Origin of the sequence: Inediibacterium massiliense (genome assembly GCF_001282725.1) — a bacterium.
Taxonomy (GTDB): Bacteria; Bacillota; Clostridia; order Peptostreptococcales; family Thermotaleaceae; genus Anaerophilus; species Anaerophilus massiliensis.
On the sequence record NZ_LN876586.1, the window covers coordinates 704,842 to 724,752 of the forward strand.

Genomic DNA, 19,911 nt, shown 5'->3' on the forward strand with positions numbered 1-19,911 from the left:
ATTTCTATAAAATAGAAGCAGGAGTATTGAGAAAAATGTCGAATTATGTTGAAATATATTTAATCACATATATACCATAAGGAATTTAACAATATAATTTGAAAATAAAATGATTCGTTTAAAAATTCAATAACAGTTAAATATATAACGATAATAAAAAACATGCTGTTTTTTATTTTATAAAAAGAGGTTCTATCAAAAAATAAAGGAGGTTTGAAAAATTAATATGAGAAAAAAAAGAAAAGAGTTTTTGCTTCAAACTAAAATTATTATTATAGTTTGTGTCTTAATTTTAATTATTGGAATTATATCTAGTTACATAGGGAATCGTTCTATAAACTTACTGGGTGAACAATTGCTAGGTGAAAAAGCACTTGGGATTGCACAATCTGTTGCGCTTACTATAGATGGAGAAAAATTTGAAAATCTATCTAAAACCATTGATTCATCTAACCCTTATTATGAAAATATAAGAAAACAAATGTTATCTATCAAAAAGAATGCAGGGGTTACATTTCTTTATACAATAGTTGAAGCAGATCATGAAAATTATAAGTATATTATTGATGGAAGTGATGAGGTTGGAGGTGATTCATTCTCTGAATTAGGAGCAATTGAAACAAAAGAATATTATCCTGAAGAAGCGGGTATTGCTTTACAAACAGGAACAGATGTTTATACAAAAATATATGATTCTGATGAATATGGTTATTTAATATCAGCTTTTGCACCCATTAAGGATTCAAATGGGCATACTGTAGGTATAGTTGGATGTGATGTTAATGTTGAAACGTTTCGCAGTTATATCTCATCATTTTTGATTAAGCTTATCTCAATTACTGGCGTACTTATGTTATTAAGTATTATAGTTATAGTATTTTTATTAAAAACTACACTTAAACCTTTAAATAGAATCGTTGCAAATATTAAGCAAATCTCAAAAGGAGATTTTACAGTACATCTTGATTTTAACTCTAATAATGAAATTGGACAATTATCTAACGCAATGAATTCTATGGTAGATCAGTTAAAAAACATGATTAATGAAATTCTTGGAATATCTAATAAAGTAAATGATCAAAGTAAAAAAATTACTCAAGCTGCTAATGAAGTAACACTGTCAAGTGAACAAATTGCTTTAACAATGCAGGAAATGGCGGCAGCATCTGAAGAACAAGCCACTTCTTTCAATAGAGTGGATCATTCTACTAGAGATCTTACGAATTTAATTGATCACTTAAATAAAAGTGGAATGGAACTTGAAAAATCTTCAAATGAAGTATTAGACATGGCGAATCAGGGAAATGATCAAATGGAAAACTCGGTTCATCAAATGAATATTATTTATAATTTAGTTAAAAATTCAGTTGGAAAAGCAAAAGGCTTGAATAAAAAATCCAAAGAAATTTCCACACTTGTGGAAGTTATTCAGCAAATAGCTGACCAGACCAATCTTTTGGCATTGAATGCTGCTATTGAAGCTGCACGAGCTGGTGAAGCTGGCAAAGGCTTTGCAGTAGTATCACAAGAAATTAAAAATTTAGCGGAACAAGTTGCTGCTTCACTAACTGAAATCATTGATATTGTAAATGGAATTCAAAACGAAACTCATGTTATGACCCAATCACTTGAAGCAGGATATAAAGAAGTAGAAGAAGGAACTGAGAAAATTGAAAATACAGGAACGACTTTTAAAAACATAAATGATAGAGTGGCTCAAATGGTTAAAAAAATTGAAACCATGTCAAATGACTTAGAATCATTATTATCTCATAGTAATGAAATTGGTACATCAATTGAACAAATAGCAACTGTTGCAGAAGAAAATTCTGCTAGTATTGAAGAAACTGCAGCCTCAGCACAGCAGCAAAATAGTTGTATAGAAGAAGTGACAAAGGATACTAGTTTATTAGTTGACTTATCTGAACAACTAAATAGTATGGTGAAGAATTTTAAAATATAATAAAATATATTTAGTGCCTAGCATAAAATTTTTTGGAAATGATGGAAAAACTCTATTTAATAGTCAAGAATCCAATAAAGAATAATCCAATATTTTAAAATTTACTCAAAAATTATTCTAGAGCCTAACAAGGCTCTTTTTTTAAAAATAATTTAAGAGAAAAATGAACCTTTTTGATAAAAAACTCCACTTTATATATGGTGCACCAAATGAAAGGAGTTACAACACAATGGTTGATATGAATTTAATTACTCGCTGCAAAGAGGGTGACATGTCCGCTTTTGAAGAACTATATGAAACCTGCTCCACCAAAGCTCTCCGAACTATTTTTTCCATTGTAAACAGATATGATCTGGCACAAGACATTCTTCAAGAAACCTTCTATGAGTGTTTTCGTGATATAAACAAGCTTCGTACTCCGGAGGCCTTTAAGGGTTGGTTTTACAAAATATTGGTTAGAAACAGCTGGAGGATGTTATACAATGAAAAAAAGTTCTCTCATAAACAGTTGGAAGCCTATGAAAGGAGCATAAAAGATCCTCATGACTATTTTGAAGATATTGGAAGTAATGACCTCATCAATGCAATCAATAGATTAAGTCTACCCATGAGAACGACAGTAATACTTTATTATTACAACGACCTACCCATCAAGGAGATCGCCCGGATCATGGGTTGCTTTCAGGGAACAGTAAAATCAAGACTTTTCAACAGCAGAAAAGTACTGGCCAAAGAGTTGAAGAAGCAGCCTTCGGAATTTTCAGGTAGAGAATATATTTGAAAGGGGTGTCGAGTTTGAAGAATGATGAAATGTTAAATTCGAAAATTAGGGAAGTTTTGTTCAAAAGAGTAGAAGATGTTCATCCCAAAACGGGAGGGTTTCATTTAATTAAAGAAAGATTATCAAGAAAGGAAGGAAATAAAGAGATGATGAAACGATATTATTATAAAATGAGACGACCCATTGCGTCCGTCTGCTGTGCTGCTTTGATGTTAGCATTGTTATGTACTTTTAATCCCTCAGTCAGAGCTTGGGCACAGGAAAGCATCCGTAAAATTTATGTTGTCGTCAAAGGAGAAGACGGTATGTATCAAACCAAACAAATTGAAGCTAAAGTAGAACAAGGACCAAAGATTAAGGTGTTGGAGGATAAAGATCTGGGCTTTAAGTATAAGGCGCCGAATACCATTGCGAAGAATTATACTTCAGAGGAAGTAATCTCTGGTGATGCGTCAGGAAATTCCCATTCATTGTTTTATCGTAATAAAGATAGCGTGCTTGTTCTATCCATGACTAATGAAGATTGGATGATGGGTTATGCTAAAACATCTGGTGACAACAAGAAAGAACTCAATGTTGAAGGTGCAAAGGTATATTATTTTGAAGATCCTCTTCCAGAATATCCTATGGTACAGGATGCTGATGGCCATTGGATACAGGATTTAACTCAGCATCCCACTAAGATCAAAACCATGCATAAGTTTGTGTGGGAATACGAAGGAATATCCTACAACTTAGACGATCTAGGCAACAACATTTCTTATAATGTTATGGAACAGGCAGTAAAAGATATTATTAAATATCAAATGGGGAAATAAGAATTTCTTAGGATTATAATATATTTGAAGATTTATTTTGAGCTTGTTTAAGACTATTATATTTTGAGTCCTAAACAAGCTCTTTATTACAAATATAATATTAATCAGTAAAGTTCTTAGATTTTTAGGAGATATTAGAGGAGATTTTGCAAATCGTACTACACAAAATATTGTTCATGCTTCTGATTCTAAAGAATCTTTAGAAAGAGAAATTTTTATATGGTTTTCATAGATAAAAAAAGGAATGTAAATGAAAATAAGGACATTCTTTCTTGTGTATTTTTACAAAAGTAAAATGTTTTCCTAATCAAATCGAGCATATGGGACAATATTCGAGTAAATTAAAGTATTAAAAAGGAAAACCTTTTTATTCTTTGATATTGGAAAAATATTTTGAAATATGGTTAAAAATGCTTGAAAAAAAATTAAAAAGTGATATAATAAAATTGTGATCAGGAAATAAATATAAAAGAAGAGAATTTATGAAAGGAGGTCATGATGATGCGAAATAAAAAATTTGTATTTTTCCCACTAAATAATATATTTAATGATAATTCTATTCGACTCAAAAGATTTGTATCTTATGGCCACTTTCCAGAACCTCCGGCCAGAAATTAAATTTCTTATTGAGTAAAAAAAAGAATTTTAATTTTAAGGAGGAATAGAAAATGATAACAAAAAAATTTCCATTTTTAAATTTATTAAATCCAGGAGAAAATTTTAGTGTAATTACAGGAAATAGAAAAGCAGATGAGGTTTATAAAGATATATTTATTGATAAATGTGCAAGAAATAAATCTCAACTTCAAAGAATTTTATTTAAAGAGTTGACAAAATAATAATAAAAACCTTCTTTGTTTAAAACAAAGAAGGTTTTTTACTATTATTTTAAAATAAATGGCTATTGGTATGACTTTATACATATTATGAAAAGAAATAATAAATCAAGAAACATGATTATTTTCATGAGCATATATAAAAAAAAGTATAAAAATTATAATATTCTTACTACATTTTTATCAAAAAAATGATAAGATTATATAAAGAAAAATTGGGTAATTATAAAAAAAGAAAATAACTTTGTCTGTTTGTATACATATGGGTCTTGCTGAGGGAGGAAAAATAATGAAAGAAAACAAAGGAATTTTATTAGAAAGTGGAACTGGAGAAGTAGAGGTATTAGAGTTTGTAGTAGAAGATAAACATTATGCAATTAATGTAATTAAAACAAAAGAAATTTTTGAAGTGAAAAATATTACTAATATTCCTAATACAAATCCTTCAATTGCTGGGGTTACATTAGTGAGAGGAAAGACCATTACTTTAGTAGATTTAAAATATGTATTAGAAAAAAAGAAAATAGATCAACAGACAAACAAAATGGCTCTATTATGTGAGTTTAATAAAACACAAGTTGCTTTTTTAGTAGATAAAGTACTAGGCATTCATCGTATAGGCTGGAATAAACTTGAAAAACCAGATGATATTTTAGACAATTCATTAGTGATTGGAAATATTGTGATGGATGATAAGATATTGATGTTATTAGATTTTGAAAAAATTATTATGGATATGAGATCATCCTATGGAAATTATGAAAAACCGATTCAAAATATTACGCCAAATGAAAAAAGATCTCAAGCAAGACTTATATTAGCAGATGATTCTACTATGATTCGATCTATGTTACAAGATGTACTTGCTAAGGCAGGATATACAAATCTTACTTTTTTTAATGATGGAGAGCAAGTACTAGAGCATTTAAAAATTCTATCTCAAAAATACGGAAAAGAATTTATAAAATATGTAGATGCTTTAATTACTGATATTGAAATGCCTCAAATGGATGGACACACTTTGACAAGAAAAATAAAGGAAGATTATATATTAAATGAACTTCCTGTTATTATCTTTTCTTCTTTAATTACGGAAGATCTTCACCATAAGGGTGAGTCAGTAGGGGCAGATGCGCAAATGAGCAAGCCGGATATAGATAGTTTAGTCAAAGTAATTGATAATTGTACTTGGAATAAAAAATAAATAATGACTATATAGCATAAGACCTAGTATAAATATGTACTAGGTCTTTGTGTTAAAAGGGAAGGAGGATATAAACATGTATCAAGAATATTTCTATGAAATAGAAAATATAATAAAGAAGAATCTAGAAAAAAGACATATGGAAAAAATAACTTTATTTGGGGAACTTGAAAAAGGAGCAAAGGAACTTTTTATAAGTAAAAGAGTCTTAATTATAACAGGATTTTTAATAAAAGGTACTCAAAAAGGAGAAACAGATGGTCCTATAGGAGCAGTAGCATTAGGAGCAGCACTTAAAGAATTAGGAAAAGATGTAGTAATCGTAACAGATATCTATTCAGAACAATTGATTCGTAAAGCATGTAAAGCAAGGAAAGTGAATATTGGTGTTGAAGTGATTCCATATGGAGCAGAAGAACTATTTTGTGATGATTTGTTAAGAAAATATAATCCCTCTCATATTGTGGGAATCGAAAGGCCAGGAAAATCAAAAAATGGAAAATATTATTCTATGAGAGGAGAAGACCTTACAAATGAAATTCCAAATGGGGATGTTCTTTTTGAAAATGCTAAAAAAAATAATATAACTACTATATGTATAGGAGATGGAGGAAATGAAATAGGAATGGGAAAAGCTTATGAATTAGTGAAAAAGCATGTCCCAAAAGGAGAATTAATTTGCGCAGTCTTTGATGCAGACTATCTTATTACAGCTGGAGTATCTAATTGGGGAGCACATGGTCTTGTAGCAGTTTTGTCTATATTAGCAGGAAAAAATCTTTTGTATGATGAAAATATGGAAAGAAGGATATTAGAAGGCATCATAGAAGCTGGTGGAATAGATGGATGTACGAAAGAAAATACATTAACAGTAGATGGGTTGAGTTTGAAAGAAAATACAGATATTCTAAATCATTTACATAGGGTTGTACAATTAACTTTTACAAAAAAATAAAATTTTTTAGTTTGTCGAATGATTTATGTAGGAATTTAAGAATCATTGTCGAAATAAATATATGAGGAGGGATGGAGGATGGAAAAATTAGATAAAAGAACAATTGAAATATTAGAAAAAATTCTTAAACTCCTTCAAGATGTTGGAGATGAGGTAGAATGGAATTATAAAGAAAAAAATAAGGAAGATATTTATTTACATTAAATATAAGCTAAGAATCATAGATTCTTAGCTTGTTTTTTTGTATAATATTTTTTAAATCTTCTCCAGATAAAATTTCTTGTTCAAATAATTTTTCAGCAATACATGTAAGACAGTCTTTATTTTCAGAAAGCAGATTTAGAGTATTTTTATAGGCTTCATGAATTATTTTTTGTATTTCTTTATTAATTTCTGTCATATTTCCATAAAGCATTTTTTCATTAAAAGTTCTATTTCCAAGATCACTCATACCATATTCACATACCATTGAAAGTACAATATCTGTAGCTTTATTTAAATCATCTTTTGCTCCAGTTGTAATTTGATGAAATATAATTTCCTCTGCAGCTCTTCCAGCAAGAAGAATTTTAATTTTTTGAATAAGATCTTCCTTAGAATAAAGAAATTGGTCTTCTGAAGAAGTACTGAGTACATATCCTAAAGATTGATGGGTAGGAACAATAGATATCTTTTCAATATTGTAAAGCTTAAAAATACTGCCTACTAAAGCATGACCTGCTTCGTGAAAGGAGACAATCCTTTTCTCTTTTATATTTACAGTAGGATTTTGAATTTTGAGTCCTGCAACGACTTTTTCAATTGCATTTTGAAAATCTTCTTGTAAGATTTGTTGTCGTTTATGTTTTACAGCTAATATAGCAGCTTCATTGACAATATTTGCAATATAGGCACCTGATAGACCATGAGTCTTAGAAGCAATAGAAGAAAGATTAACTGCTTCTGATAAAGGTTTGTTTCTTGTATGGACGTTTAATATTTGTTCCCTTGCCATCTTATTGGGGTTACCTATATATATATGTTTGTCAAATCTACCAGGTCTTAAAAGAGCAGGATCCAAAATATCTATTCTATTGGTAGCGCCTATAACAACAACGATATTTTCGTCCTCACTTTTAAAACCATCCATCTCTGTAAGAAGTTGATTTAAGGTTTGATTACATTCTGATTGACCTTCTTCTACACGTTTTGAGCCTATGGCATCAATTTCATCAATAAATATAATAGATGGAGAAGATTCTTTTGCCCTTTGAAATAAATCTCGTATTCTTCTAGCTCCTACGCCTACATACTTTTCCATAAATTCAGAGCCACTAGCTAATAAAAAATTTGCATCTGTTTCTGAAGCTAATGCAGAGGCTAAAAGCGTTTTCCCAGTACCGGGAGGCCCATATAAAAGAAATCCTTTTGGAATGTGGGCACCCATGCTTTTATAGTCTTGTGCATATTTTATAAAATCAATGATTTCCATGAATTCTTCCTTTACTTCTTCAAGTCCTGCAATGTCTTTTAATGTTACAGATGATTTTATTTTTGATTTTTCTTTTTCTTCATGGGGCTGTGGAGCATGAGCATAAGCTTTTGACTTACTATTTTTTCCATACATATAAAGTAGTTGAAGCAAACCTACAGTAATGGAAAATACAATGATTTTATCATTTTTAAAGAGAAAAAAGGTTTTCCCGCTGCGTAATAAAAAAATTCCTATAAAAGAATACAATAGATTTAAACAAAGAATGATATTGAAAACTTTTTTTTTCATAGAGGTTCCTCCTTTATGAACCTATTTAAATAAATATTCAGAATATTTAAAAAATATCTCGTTCAATTCATTATATTCTACAACGTTATAGATAATACCTTCTTAAATGTAAATTTTTTTAAAAAAATTCCTATAAAAATATTGGATAAGGTTTACATTTTAAAGGAGAATGGTATAATAAAAATAAATTAAAGACCAATGGATATCCATTGGTCTTTCCAATATGAATAGATTCTTAATACTGAGGAAATAATTAGCCCATAACATAGAAGTAGGTGAACACTCTAAAAAAATAGTTGACACATGAATTTTATGTTATAATATAAAGGTTATGAAGGGTAGAGAATACCAAAAGAATAATGATTGATAGAGGAGGAAAAAAAGGAATGAGTTCAACTGTTGTAAAAAAAGAAAATAATGAAATAACTTTAAAAATTCAAGTAAGTGCTCAAGATTTTGAGGCAGGAATACAAAGTGCGTATACAAAAATGAGAAAAAACTTCAATATTCCAGGATTTAGAAAAGGTAAGGCGCCTAGAAAAATTATAGAGGTTCAATACGGAGTAGAAGTATTTTATGAAGAAGCAATTAATCATGTGTTTCCTAAAGCATATGAGGAAGCAATTACAGAGCATAAATTAGAACCAGTAGATCGTCCATCTTTAGATGTAGAAGATATTGAAAAAGGTAAAGATGTAGAATTTACTGTTACAGTTACTGTAAAACCTGAAGTAACTCTTGGAGAGTACAAAGGTATAGAAGTAGAGAAAAAAGAGTATAATGTTACTGATGAGGATGTAGAAAAAGAAATTGAAAGTTTAAGAGAAAGAAATTCAAGATTGATTTCTGTAGAAAGACCTATACAAGAAAAAGATACAGTAATTATTGATTATGCAGGTTTTGTAGGAGAGGAACAATTTGAAGGTGGTACTGCTCAAAATCAAACTTTGGTAATTGGATCAGGACAATTTATACCAGGATTTGAAGAACAATTAGTTGGAGCACAAAAAGGATCTGAAGTAGATGTAAAAGTTACTTTCCCAGAAAAGTATCATGCACCAGATTTAGCAGGAAAAGAAGCTGTATTTAAAGTAACTATACATGAAGTAAAGGAAAAAGAACTTCCTAAAGTAGATGATGAATTTGCAAAAGATGTAAGTGAACATGATACATTAGAAGCACTAAAAGAAGATATGAAAAAGAAACAAGAAGAAGCTGCAAAAAAGAGAGAAGAACAAGATTTTAGAAATGCAGCAATAGAAAAAGTGGCACAAAATGCACAAATAGATATTCCAGAAATAATGGTAGAGAATGGTATTGATGATATGATCAATGAATTTAATTACCAACTTCAATATCAAGGATTAAATTTAGATACATATCTTCAGTATACAGGAACAAAAATGGAAGATATGCGACAACAAATGAAGGAAGAAGCATACAATAGAGTAAAAACCCAACTAACTCTTGAAGCTATTGGAAATATAGAAAATATAGAAGTGGCAGATGAAGAGGTAGAAAAAGAAATCGAAAATTATGCGACACAATATAAAATGGAGTTAGAAAAATTCAAAAAAACTTTAAGACCTTTTGATTATGAAAATATTAAAGAGGGTATCAAGGTAAGAAAGACAGTAGATTTCTTAGTAGAAAATACTAAGATTGCTTAAAATTTTTACAGCTAGGAGGGATTGAGATTATGGCTTTAATTCCAATGGTAGTAGAACAAACAAACAGAGGAGAAAGATCCTATGATATATATTCTAGACTATTAAAGGATAGAATAATATTTTTAGGAGATGAAGTAAATGATCATACTGCAAGTTTAATTGTAGCTCAATTGTTATTTTTAGAAGCAGAAGATCCAGATAAGGATATTATGATATATATTAATAGTCCTGGAGGATCTATTACAGCTGGAATGGCAATTTTTGATACAATGCAATACATCAAACCAGATGTATCAACAATTTGTATAGGAATGGCTGCAAGTATGGGTGCATTTTTATTGGCAGCTGGAGCAAAAGGAAAAAGATTTGCTCTTCCTAATGCAGAAATAATGATTCATCAGCCACTAGGTGGAACTCGCGGTCAAGCTGAGGATATTAGAATTCATGCTGAAAGAATTCTTAAGATGAGAGAGACAATTAATAAAATATTAAGTGAGAGAACTGGTCAGCCTCTTGATAAAATTTCAAAAGATACAGATAGAGATAATTTTATGGAGGCAAAAGAAGCTGTCGAGTATGGTTTAATAGACAAGGTGATCACTTCTAGATAATAGGAAAGAGAGGTGAGATAATGTCAAGATTTGACGAAAAAAAGCAACTGAAATGTTCATTTTGTGGAAAATCTCAGGATCAAGTAAAAAGACTTATTGCAGGTCCTAGTGTATATATTTGTGATGAATGTATTGAACTTTGTCAAGAAATCATTCAAGAAGAGTTTGATGAAAATGTTGAATTAGATCTTACTGATCTTCCAAAGCCACAAGAAATTAGAAATATTCTAGAACAATATGTTGTAGGACAAGACAAAGCCAAAAAAGCTTTGGCAGTAGCAGTATATAATCATTATAAAAGAATTAATCATCAAGGAAATAATGATGATGTAGAGCTTCAAAAGAGTAATATACTTATGCTTGGACCTACAGGATCTGGAAAGACATTACTTGCTCAAACTTTAGCAAAGATATTAAATGTTCCTTTTGCTATTGCCGATGCGACTTCTTTAACAGAAGCAGGATATGTAGGAGAAGATGTTGAAAATATTCTTTTAAAATTGATTCAAGCTGCTGACTATGATATTGAAAGAGCAGAAAAAGGAATTATCTATATTGATGAAATAGATAAGATCGCAAGAAAATCAGATAATCCATCTATTACTAGAGATGTAAGTGGAGAAGGAGTTCAACAAGCTCTTTTAAAAATATTAGAAGGAACAGTAGCAAGTGTACCTCCTCAAGGAGGAAGAAAACATCCTCATCAAGAATTTATTCAAATAGATACTACAAATGTTTTATTTATTTGTGGTGGAGCATTTGATGGAATAGAAAAAATCATTCAAAAAAGAACTGGTCATAAAGCTATGGGTTTCGGCGCAGATATCCAAAGAAAGGAAGAAAAGGATATAGGAGCTTTATTAGATCAAATTCAACCAGAGGATTTACTTCATTATGGATTGATTCCAGAATTTGTAGGAAGACTTCCAGTAGTTGTGACTTTAAAACAACTAGATGAAGAAGCCTTAGTTCAAATACTAAATGAACCTAAAAATGCTTTGGTAAAACAATATAAAAAATTGTTTGAAATGGATAGCGTGGAATTAGAGGTAGATGAAGAAGCACTAAGATCTATTGCTAAAAAAGCTATTGAAAGAAAAACCGGTGCAAGAGGGTTAAGAGGTATTATGGAAGGAATTATGATGAATATCATGTATGATATTCCATCTAGGAATGATATTACAAAATGTATTATTACTAAAGATAGTGTTGAAAATGGAACAGAACCTACTTTAGTACTTTCTGAGAATAAAAAAAGAACAAAGAAAAAAACAGAAGAAACTGCATCTTAACAAAAACCGTCAATCCTTGATTGACGGTTTTTAAAGTTTATATATAGTTTAATAATTCTATTGCATGAGTAAGCATAGGTACGATTTGTTTTTTTCTAGAAACAATATCTTTTGCAAATGCTCCTTGTATAGGATCTATATGAAAAGCATAGGATAATAAGTTTTCGTTAGATGAACTATAAAAGAAATATGATCCTTCGTTAATAATATCTGTAACAGTTAAAATAAGCATATGATATTCTTTTTGTTGTCTGAGTTGATCCATAAATTTGATTAAGATAGACTGTTTTTTATTTACTTCTTCTATATCTAAAGTAAATACTTGAGATATACCTATTTTCATATCATGTATTAAAAAGTCTTTAAAATCTCTAAAAAATATTTCTTCTTCTGTATATCCTTCTAAAGCTGTTCCAGCTTTAAACATGGATAGGGCATATTCATCTAGATTTAATTGAGTAATTTTATTTAACTCCTCTACGGCATGAATATCTCTTTGGGTACAGGTAGGAGATTTAAAATAAAGTGTATCAGAAATAATTCCACTTAACATAAGACCTGCCATAGAACAAGGAATAGAAATATGATTAGATTTATATAATTCATAAATAATTGTACAAGTAGATCCAATAGGGATATTCATAAAATTTATAGGTAGATTTGTAGATATTCCTCCTATTTTATGGTGGTCAATAATCTCTAATATTTGAGCGTCATCAATGCCTTCAGCGCTCTGTGAAAATTCATTGTGATCTACTAGTATAACTTGTTTTTTTTGAGGATTGAGAAGATGTTTTCTGCCTATAAATCCCATGAATTTTCTATTGGCATCTAAAATAGGATAATTTCTAAAATTAGTTGTAATAATATCATCTTTGATGTCATCTATATAATCATCTAAAGAAAATTTAACTAATGAAGATTTTTTCATGATTTTACATACAAAATTACATTGTTGAAATAGTTTACTGACAGTATAAGTATCTTTTGGAATTTTAATAATAGGAACACTATTTTTTTGTGCCAGGTCAATATATTTTTGAGGAATTTCACATTCTCCCGTGATAATGAGGAGTTGAACTTTATTTGAAATAGCCATTTCAATAATATCATATCGATCTCCTACAATAATAATGTCTTTAGATCCTAGTAAACCCACTATAGATTTGTAATAGTAAGCCATGACAGATACGTTTCCTTCTACCAGTTTATCTTCATCTGGAATATAAAGAGGAATTCCATCAAGGTCATTGATAATATTAGATAGTGAAGTTTTAATATGACGAAAATCTCCATGAATCATTTCCATAGCAATATCTTTCATTGTAAGGAGCCCTTTTAGAAATCTATTTTCATCTACAATTGGAATGGTTTTGAGCTGATTAGATTCCATATGATGATAAGCATGAAGAATAGAATGATGTTGTTGGATAGGAGATACTTGTGTATATTCTAAATCTTTTACCTGTATTTTTACATTTTCAAGAAAATCTGGATGATTTACATTAAATTTATCAAGTACATATAAAGATTCTTTTTGTATTGTACCTAAAACTTTTGGAACAGTGGACTCACCCATTTGATTCTTTAAATAAGAATAAGCAATAGCTGAACATACGGAGTCCGTATCAGGATTTTGATGACCAAATATGAGTGTTTTCATAATGCACCTCTTTCTAGTTCTTTAAAAAATTATATCAATGAATAAATTGTAGATGATTTTAAAAATAGTTTGATGACTGAAGTGAATTCATCAAAATATCTATATTGTATCATTGTATGTAGTAGGTTTCAACATTTTGAGTGAAATAGAATATTGTAAAATGAATAGAAAGAAAAGAAAGCGTTCACAAAAAAATAAAACCGATAGGTTATTTTGAACCTATCGGTTAGAAACTTGAATTATTCGCCAAATACTTGTCTTTGAAGCTCTTTTCCTGTAGGAGTAGCGGCTACTCCTCCAAGGGCAGTTTCACGTAATGCACATGGAAGACTTTTTCCTACTTCGTACATGGCAGATACTACATCATCAAAAGGAATATAGCTTTTCACACCACTTAAAACCATATCAGCAGTCGTAAGAGCAGAAACAGTTCCAGATGCATTTCTCTTTGCACAAGGAATTTCAACGAGTCCTGCTACAGGATCACAAACAAGTCCCAAAATATTTTTAATCACAATAGCAGCTGCATCTAAAGATTCTGATACTGTTCCTCCCATCATTTCTACTACGGCTGCAGAAGCCATAGCAGCAGCTGAGCCACATTCTGCTTGGCAACCTCCCTCAGCACCTGATACAGTAGCATTTTTTGCAATAATCATGCCGATTCCTGTAGCAGTTAAAAGACCTTTTACCATATCATCTTCAGATAGATTTAATTTTTCACCAGCAGACAAAATAGTTGCAGGGACAATTCCACAAGATCCAGCTGTAGGAGCAGCTACAATTCTACCCATAGCAGCATTGACTTCTGAACAAGAAATAGCTCTAGCCATTGCTTTTACCATAAAATCTCCTGTTAAAGTTTTTTTATTTTGGACATATTTATTAAGTTTGAAAGCGTTTCCTCCAATGAGCCCACTATGAGATTTTACTTCTTTATTTAAAGCTTCTTCAGCAGAAGCTTTCATTACTTTAAAAGAATTTCTCATTTTTTCAAAAACATCTTTTTCAGTTAAACTACTATCTTCAGCTTCTGATTTTAAAGTATATTTCCAAATGGTTAAATTTTCTTGTTGACAGACTTCTATCAATTCTTTTCCAGAGTTTACAAACATATCTATTCTCCTTCCACCATAGGATTGATAATTTTTACATCATCAATCAAAGATATGGATTTTATTTCTTCGATGACTTCATCGGATAATAAACCATCAGTTTCTATGACCATAGTAGCTTCTACACCTTTTTTCTTTTGATAAACTTTCATATTGGCAATATTAATATTTCTTTCAAATAATACTTTTGTAATTTGCCATATGACTCCAGGAACATCTTGATGTTTTGTAATAATGGTTGGATTATTTCCTGTAAATTCTACAGAAGTTCCATTGATATCAAAAATAAGAATGTTTCCTCCTCCAATAGAAGAGCCTGTAATCTCTGAAGTAGAACCATCTTTTTTGATAATGATAAATTTTACAGTATTGGGGTGAACATCTCCTAAATCTGTTTCTATGAATTCAAAAGAAATACCTTGTTCTTTTGCTAATTCAAAAGAATTTCGAAGCCTTTCATCCCAAGGGTCTAAAAGTAAGATTCCTGCTACTAATGCTTTATCAGTTCCGTGTCCTTTATATGTTTTTGCAAAAGATCCATGAAGTAAAAATTTTACTTTTTCAATATTCCCTCCAGAAATAATTCGAGAAGTTTTGGCAAGCCTTGCAGCACCAGCAGTATGAGAACTAGATGGTCCAACCATAATAGGTCCCATAATATCAAAGATACTGTAATTTTTCATTATTCTCACTCCTTAGTATGAGTATAAGATTAAGATTTTAATAAAAATTTTGAAAATTTGTTGAAAAATTTAAATTGAGTTCTATGTAAATCGTATATATAAATAGATACCCTGTTTCATAATATTCAATGTATTTATATTTAATTTTATTATAGCATACTCCTATTTTTTGTATATTATTTTCAATTATGTATACATTACAAAATAATATAAAATACCCATAAAAATAAAAAAAATTTTCAAAGTATGATAAAATATTCATAAACTATTTTAAGTTACTAAATATGATGGATCAATTCAAGAAGGAGAATAATATGAGAAGAAGAAAGAAAAAAGGAGCAGATGAGAAACTACTTAGTTATACTACTTATGTGATACAAGATCCTTGTTTATATAAAGGAAAATGGAATGAAGAATTTCAAAATGAAAATCCTATTTATTTAGAATTAGGGATGGGAAGAGGAAAGTTCTTGACTACTTTGGCTTTGAAACATCCAAATATAAATTTTATAGGAATGGAAATGAAAGAAGAAGTTTTGTTAAAAGCTGTGGAAAAAGCATATGAATTAGATCTTAAAAACATTCTTTTTATATGGGGAGATGTAAAAAAAATAGAGGAGTATTTTGATAAAAACGAAGTACAAAGATTATTTATTAACTTTTGTGATCCTTGGCCTAAAAAGAGATGGGCTAAAAGAAGATTAACTCATCATAATTTCTTAAAGATGTATAAAAATATATTAGAAGAAACAGGCGAAGTTCATTTTAAAACAGATAATGAAAAACTATTTGAGTTTTCACTAAATGAGTTTAGTAATGAGGGACTGTATTTAAAAAATATATCATTAGATTTAAAAGAAAGTGATATAGAGAATGTTACAACAGAATACGAAGATAAATTTATGAATCAAGGTCTTAAGATTTATAGATGTGAAGGAAAAATAGTAAATAATAACAATATCTAAATTCTATTGACTTTATTATAAAACTTTCATATAATACTTACAGTATAAAAATTAAATAGTATCTTATCCAGAGAGGTGGAGGGACTGGCCCTATGAAACCCAGCAACCTAGAATTTAATTCTGTGGTGCTAATTCCATCAGGTATTACCTGACAGATAAGAATGGAAGATAACTTCTTGCATTATCTGCAAGAGGTTTTTTATTTATTAAAATTAGGAGGAATAATAATGAATAAAAATCAAAAAAAAGGAAATCCATGGGCTTTGATTCCACTAGGTGTATTCCTAGTAATGTATCTAGCAACATCTATTGTTGTAGGGGATTTTTATAAAATGCCTGTGAGTGTGGCCTTTTTGGGAGCAAGTATTGTAGCTGTTGCAATGAATAGAAAGACTAGCATTCATGAAAAAGTAGAAGTATTTTGTAAAGGAGCAGGAAATACAAATATTATTTTAATGTGTATCATTTTTATTTTAGCAGGAGGATTTGCTCAAGTAGCAAAAGAGATGGGAGCAGTAGATTCAACTGTAAATTTAGGTCTTAGTATATTGCCGGGAAATATATTAATCGCAGGAGTTTTTGTAATAGGATGTTTTATTTCATTATCTGTAGGGACTTCAGTAGGAACTATTGTAGCACTTGCTCCTATGGCTGTTGGAATTGCACAAAAGACTGGAATTCCTATGGGACTTGCATTAGGAGCAGTTGTTAGTGGAGCTATGTTTGGAGATAATCTTTCTATGATTTCTGATACAACAATTGCTGCTGCAAGAACACAAGGATGTCAAATGAGAGATAAATTTAAGATGAATTTTGCGATTGTTATACCTGCTGCAATGGTCACAGCAATTTTATTTGCATCTAAAAATGTAGGAAATATGGTATTAGATGGAAATTATGAATATAGTTTATTAAAGGTATTGACTTATTTAACAGTTTTAATAGGAGCTTTATTAGGAGTTAATGTAATGATTGTTTTAGTAGGCGGAACATTATTTGCAGGAGTAGTTGGTATATACACGCATGCCTTTGATATATGGGGATTTGTGCAAGCTATAGGAAAAGGGATTATGGGTATGTCAGAGATTGTGATCATATCTATTTTAATTGGAGGTATGGTAGAAGTTATTAAATATAATGGTGGAATAGATTTCCTACTTGAATTTATTACAAGTAGAATCAAGGGAAAAAAAGGAGCAGAGTTTGGAATCGCTCTTTTAGTAGGAATTGTAGATGTTTGTACTGCTAATAATACCATTGCTATTGTAATGGCAGGACCTATTGCAAAGGATATTGCAGATCGATATGATATTGATCCTAAGAGATCAGCGAGCTTACTAGATACCTTCTCCTGCTTTTGCCAAGGAATGATTCCTTATGGAGCTCAACTTTTAGTTGCAGCTAGTGTAGCAGGAATATCATCTATATCTATTATGAAATATTTATATTATCCTTATTTAATGGGGATTTGTGTAATACTTGCAATTGTATTTGGAATTCCAAGACCTAAAGAAGCTTCTATAAAAGATTTAAGTTTTGAAAAATAGCCCCAATCTAAGATTGGGGTTTTGTACTAGGAAGGTGAAAAAATGAAATTTAGTGGATTTGAGTATGAAAGACCAGATATAAAAAATTATGAAGAAAAATTTAATCATCTACTACAAAAATTTTGTGATGGACAAAGTTTTGAGGAAGAGGATCAATTATTACAGGAGATCAATTTATTAAGAAATGAATTTGAAAGTATGAAAACTATTGTTTATATTCGTCACTGTATAGATACGAAGGATTCTTTTTATAAAGAGGAACAAAATTTTTTTGATCAATATACTCCTATTTATGAAAATTTAATTTCACAGTATTATAAAGCTTTGACAAAATCCAAATATAAAAATGATTTAGAAAAGAAATGGGGAAGTCAGCTTTTTAAAATTGCTCACATGAAAAAGAATGTAGTATCTTTTCTGATTTTAAAAGATTTAAATATTGAAAATAATCTCATGAGTGAGTATACAACTCTATTGTCTTCAGCAAAAATATATTTTCAAGGAAAATATCATACTCTTCCTCAAATGAGATTATTTCAAATGGATATAGATAGAAATATAAGAAAGAAAGCTGTAGATAAAAAATATGATTTTTTTATGAAAAATGAAAAGCACTTTGATGAAATCTATGATGAATTGGTAAAAGTAAGAGATCAAATGGCTAAAAAAATAGGATATAAAAATTTTGTACAATTAGGATATGATCGTATGATTAGAATAGATTATAATCAAGAGATGATTAAAAATTTAAGGGAGAATATTAAAAAATATATTGTTCCTTTAAGCTTAAAATTAAGAGAAGAACAAAGAAAAAAATTAAATTTAAATGAACTTTATTATTATGATGAACTCATTTATTTCAAAAAAGGAAATGCAAAATTAGAATTAAATCCAAATGAAATTTTACATAAGGGACTAAAAATGTATGAAGACTTATCAGAGGAGACAAAATACTTTTTTGAACATATGATTAAAAATAATTTATTAGATGTATTGAGTAAAAGTGGGAAATCTCCAGCTGGATTTTGTACTTATATCAAACAATATAAAACGCCTTTTATTTTTGCAAATTTTAATGGGACAGCAGATGATATAGATGTACTTACTCATGAGGCAGGCCATGCTCTTCAAATGTATTTAAGTAAAGATTATCTCATTTCTGAATACAACTTTCCAACTTTAGATGCTTGTGAAATTCATGCTATGAGTATGGAATTTTTCACATATCCTTATATGGATCATTTTTTTGAAAATGCAGATCAATATAGACAAGTTCATTTAAGGGAGTTTTTACACTTTATTCCTTATGGGGCATTAGTAGATGAGTTTCAACATCATATTTATGAAAACCCAAATATGTCTATAAAAGATAGAAAAGATCTATGGGCAAAATTAGAAAATGAATATATTCCTTATAGAAATTATGGAGAAAATGAGTATTTAAAAAGAGGCGGTTATTGGCATCAACAAGGACATATTTTTAAAAACCCATTTTATTATATTGATTATATATTGGCAGGAATTTGTGCATTGCAATTTTTTATGCAAGCTAAAAAAGATTTTCAAAGTACATGGAAAAACTATATGAATGTATGTAAAACAGGAGGAAGCAAATCTTTTTTAGAGCTTGTGAATATAGGAAAAATAAAATCTCCATTTGAAGAGGATTGTATCAAAAATATGGTACAGGAAATACAAAAACAAAATTAAAAACCACCTTATGGGTGGATAAGTTTGTAGACAAAGTCATAAAAAACGTCACTGATTTTCAAATTTGGAAAATATAAAGAAACGATCGAAAATAGCATTACAAACTCGCTATGCTCAAACAGTGTAATGCTAAGCATTTTCTTACTTATTCTATATTTTCATAAATTCTCAATAAATGTTCCTAATTTCTATGACTTTGTTACAATATACTTTGTCAACATTCTGACCACCTTATGGGTGGTTTTTTAGTTTCTTACGATATCATACTGTATGTAAATAGTTTTACATAAATGGAATAAACTATATTCATATATAAAAAATATATATGAATATAAG

At 29.6% G+C, this 19,911-nt stretch carries 18 protein-coding genes and 1 riboswitch; of the genes, 14 read left to right on the forward strand and 4 right to left on the reverse strand.

Annotation, left to right across the window (positions count from 1 at the left end; translation table 11 throughout):
• The first annotated feature begins 226 nt into the window (after positions 1 to 226).
• From BN2409_RS07125 to BN2409_RS17635, 8 genes are all read left to right on the forward strand, one after another.
• The gene (locus BN2409_RS07125) at positions 227 to 1,963 is read left to right on the forward strand and encodes a methyl-accepting chemotaxis protein (RefSeq protein ID WP_053955940.1); all 1,737 of its coding nucleotides are present in this window, start codon (positions 227 to 229) and stop codon (positions 1,961 to 1,963) included.
• Positions 1,964 to 2,192: 229 nt separating this feature from the next.
• Positions 2,193 to 2,744 carry an RNA polymerase sigma factor gene (locus BN2409_RS07130; RefSeq protein ID WP_053955941.1) on the forward strand — a complete coding sequence of 184 codons (552 nt, stop codon included), beginning with the start codon at positions 2,193 to 2,195 and terminating at the stop codon, positions 2,742 to 2,744.
• 14 nt (positions 2,745 to 2,758) lie between these two features.
• Complete coding sequence (locus BN2409_RS07135) at positions 2,759 to 3,562, forward strand: hypothetical protein (RefSeq protein ID WP_053955942.1); 804 nt, start codon at positions 2,759 to 2,761, stop codon at positions 3,560 to 3,562.
• Positions 3,563 to 3,695: 133 nt separating this feature from the next.
• Positions 3,696 to 3,794 carry a nucleoside-diphosphate kinase gene (locus BN2409_RS17815; RefSeq protein ID WP_278320207.1) on the forward strand — a complete coding sequence of 33 codons (99 nt, stop codon included), beginning with the start codon at positions 3,696 to 3,698 and terminating at the stop codon, positions 3,792 to 3,794.
• Positions 3,795 to 4,230: 436 nt separating this feature from the next.
• Positions 4,231 to 4,401, forward strand: coding sequence for a hypothetical protein (locus BN2409_RS17135; protein ID WP_199872941.1), 171 nt, complete (start codon positions 4,231 to 4,233; stop codon positions 4,399 to 4,401).
• 286 nt (positions 4,402 to 4,687) lie between these two features.
• Positions 4,688 to 5,602 carry a chemotaxis protein gene (locus tag BN2409_RS07140; RefSeq protein ID WP_053955943.1) on the forward strand — a complete coding sequence of 305 codons (915 nt, stop codon included), beginning with the start codon at positions 4,688 to 4,690 and terminating at the stop codon, positions 5,600 to 5,602.
• A gap of 76 nt (positions 5,603 to 5,678) precedes the next feature.
• The gene (locus BN2409_RS07145; protein WP_053955944.1) at positions 5,679 to 6,557 is read left to right on the forward strand and encodes a DUF4392 domain-containing protein; all 879 of its coding nucleotides are present in this window, start codon (positions 5,679 to 5,681) and stop codon (positions 6,555 to 6,557) included.
• Positions 6,558 to 6,635: 78 nt separating this feature from the next.
• Entirely contained in the window at positions 6,636 to 6,761 is a 126-nt protein-coding gene (locus BN2409_RS17635; RefSeq protein WP_278320194.1) for a hypothetical protein, read from the forward strand.
• Positions 6,762 to 6,768: 7 nt separating this feature from the next.
• Here BN2409_RS17635 and BN2409_RS07150 read toward each other — a convergent pair whose 3' ends face one another.
• Complete coding sequence (locus BN2409_RS07150; RefSeq protein ID WP_053955945.1) at positions 6,769 to 8,319, reverse strand: ATP-dependent metallopeptidase FtsH/Yme1/Tma family protein; 1,551 nt, start codon at positions 8,317 to 8,319, stop codon at positions 6,769 to 6,771.
• Between the two features lie 359 nt (positions 8,320 to 8,678).
• Here BN2409_RS07150 and tig point away from each other — a divergent pair, with 359 nt between their 5' ends.
• Genes tig through clpX form a run of 3 tightly spaced genes read left to right on the forward strand, consistent with a single transcriptional unit; the run spans position 8,679 to position 11,892 of the window.
• Positions 8,679 to 9,989 carry a trigger factor gene (tig, locus tag BN2409_RS07155; RefSeq protein WP_330375400.1) on the forward strand — a complete coding sequence of 437 codons (1,311 nt, stop codon included), beginning with the start codon at positions 8,679 to 8,681 and terminating at the stop codon, positions 9,987 to 9,989.
• A gap of 29 nt (positions 9,990 to 10,018) precedes the next feature.
• Positions 10,019 to 10,600, forward strand: a complete 582-nt coding sequence (gene clpP, locus BN2409_RS07160; protein ID WP_053955947.1) for an ATP-dependent Clp endopeptidase proteolytic subunit ClpP — start codon at positions 10,019 to 10,021, stop codon at positions 10,598 to 10,600.
• Positions 10,601 to 10,620: 20 nt separating this feature from the next.
• Positions 10,621 to 11,892 carry an ATP-dependent Clp protease ATP-binding subunit ClpX gene (clpX, locus tag BN2409_RS07165; RefSeq protein WP_053955948.1) on the forward strand — a complete coding sequence of 424 codons (1,272 nt, stop codon included), beginning with the start codon at positions 10,621 to 10,623 and terminating at the stop codon, positions 11,890 to 11,892.
• Between the two features lie 37 nt (positions 11,893 to 11,929).
• Here clpX and BN2409_RS07170 read toward each other — a convergent pair whose 3' ends face one another.
• From BN2409_RS07170 to sdaAB, 3 genes are all read right to left on the reverse strand, one after another.
• Positions 11,930 to 13,555 carry a putative manganese-dependent inorganic diphosphatase gene (locus BN2409_RS07170; RefSeq protein ID WP_053955949.1) on the reverse strand — a complete coding sequence of 542 codons (1,626 nt, stop codon included), beginning with the start codon at positions 13,553 to 13,555 and terminating at the stop codon, positions 11,930 to 11,932.
• 239 nt (positions 13,556 to 13,794) lie between these two features.
• Entirely contained in the window at positions 13,795 to 14,670 is an 876-nt protein-coding gene (gene sdaAA / locus BN2409_RS07175) for an L-serine ammonia-lyase, iron-sulfur-dependent, subunit alpha (RefSeq protein ID WP_053955950.1), read from the reverse strand.
• A gap of 2 nt (positions 14,671 to 14,672) precedes the next feature.
• A complete protein-coding gene (sdaAB, locus tag BN2409_RS07180) occupies positions 14,673 to 15,353 on the reverse strand; it encodes an L-serine ammonia-lyase, iron-sulfur-dependent subunit beta (protein WP_053955951.1) in 681 nt (226 codons plus the stop codon).
• Between the two features lie 314 nt (positions 15,354 to 15,667).
• On the opposite strand from sdaAB, the gene trmB reads away from it, so the two are divergent.
• From trmB to BN2409_RS07195, 3 genes are all read left to right on the forward strand, one after another.
• Positions 15,668 to 16,318 (forward strand): tRNA (guanosine(46)-N7)-methyltransferase TrmB, encoded by a 651-nt coding sequence (gene trmB, locus BN2409_RS07185; protein WP_053955952.1) that lies wholly within the window; start codon positions 15,668 to 15,670, stop codon positions 16,316 to 16,318.
• A gap of 60 nt (positions 16,319 to 16,378) precedes the next feature.
• Positions 16,379 to 16,480: riboswitch (SAM riboswitch) on the forward strand.
• 65 nt (positions 16,481 to 16,545) lie between these two features.
• Complete coding sequence (locus tag BN2409_RS07190; RefSeq protein WP_053955953.1) at positions 16,546 to 17,865, forward strand: Na+/H+ antiporter NhaC family protein; 1,320 nt, start codon at positions 16,546 to 16,548, stop codon at positions 17,863 to 17,865.
• A 42-nt stretch (positions 17,866 to 17,907) separates the two neighbouring features.
• On the forward strand, positions 17,908 to 19,575 hold the full coding sequence (locus tag BN2409_RS07195) for a M3 family oligoendopeptidase (protein WP_053955954.1): 1,668 nt from the start codon (positions 17,908 to 17,910) through the stop codon (positions 19,573 to 19,575).
• Positions 19,576 to 19,911 lie beyond the last annotated feature (336 nt).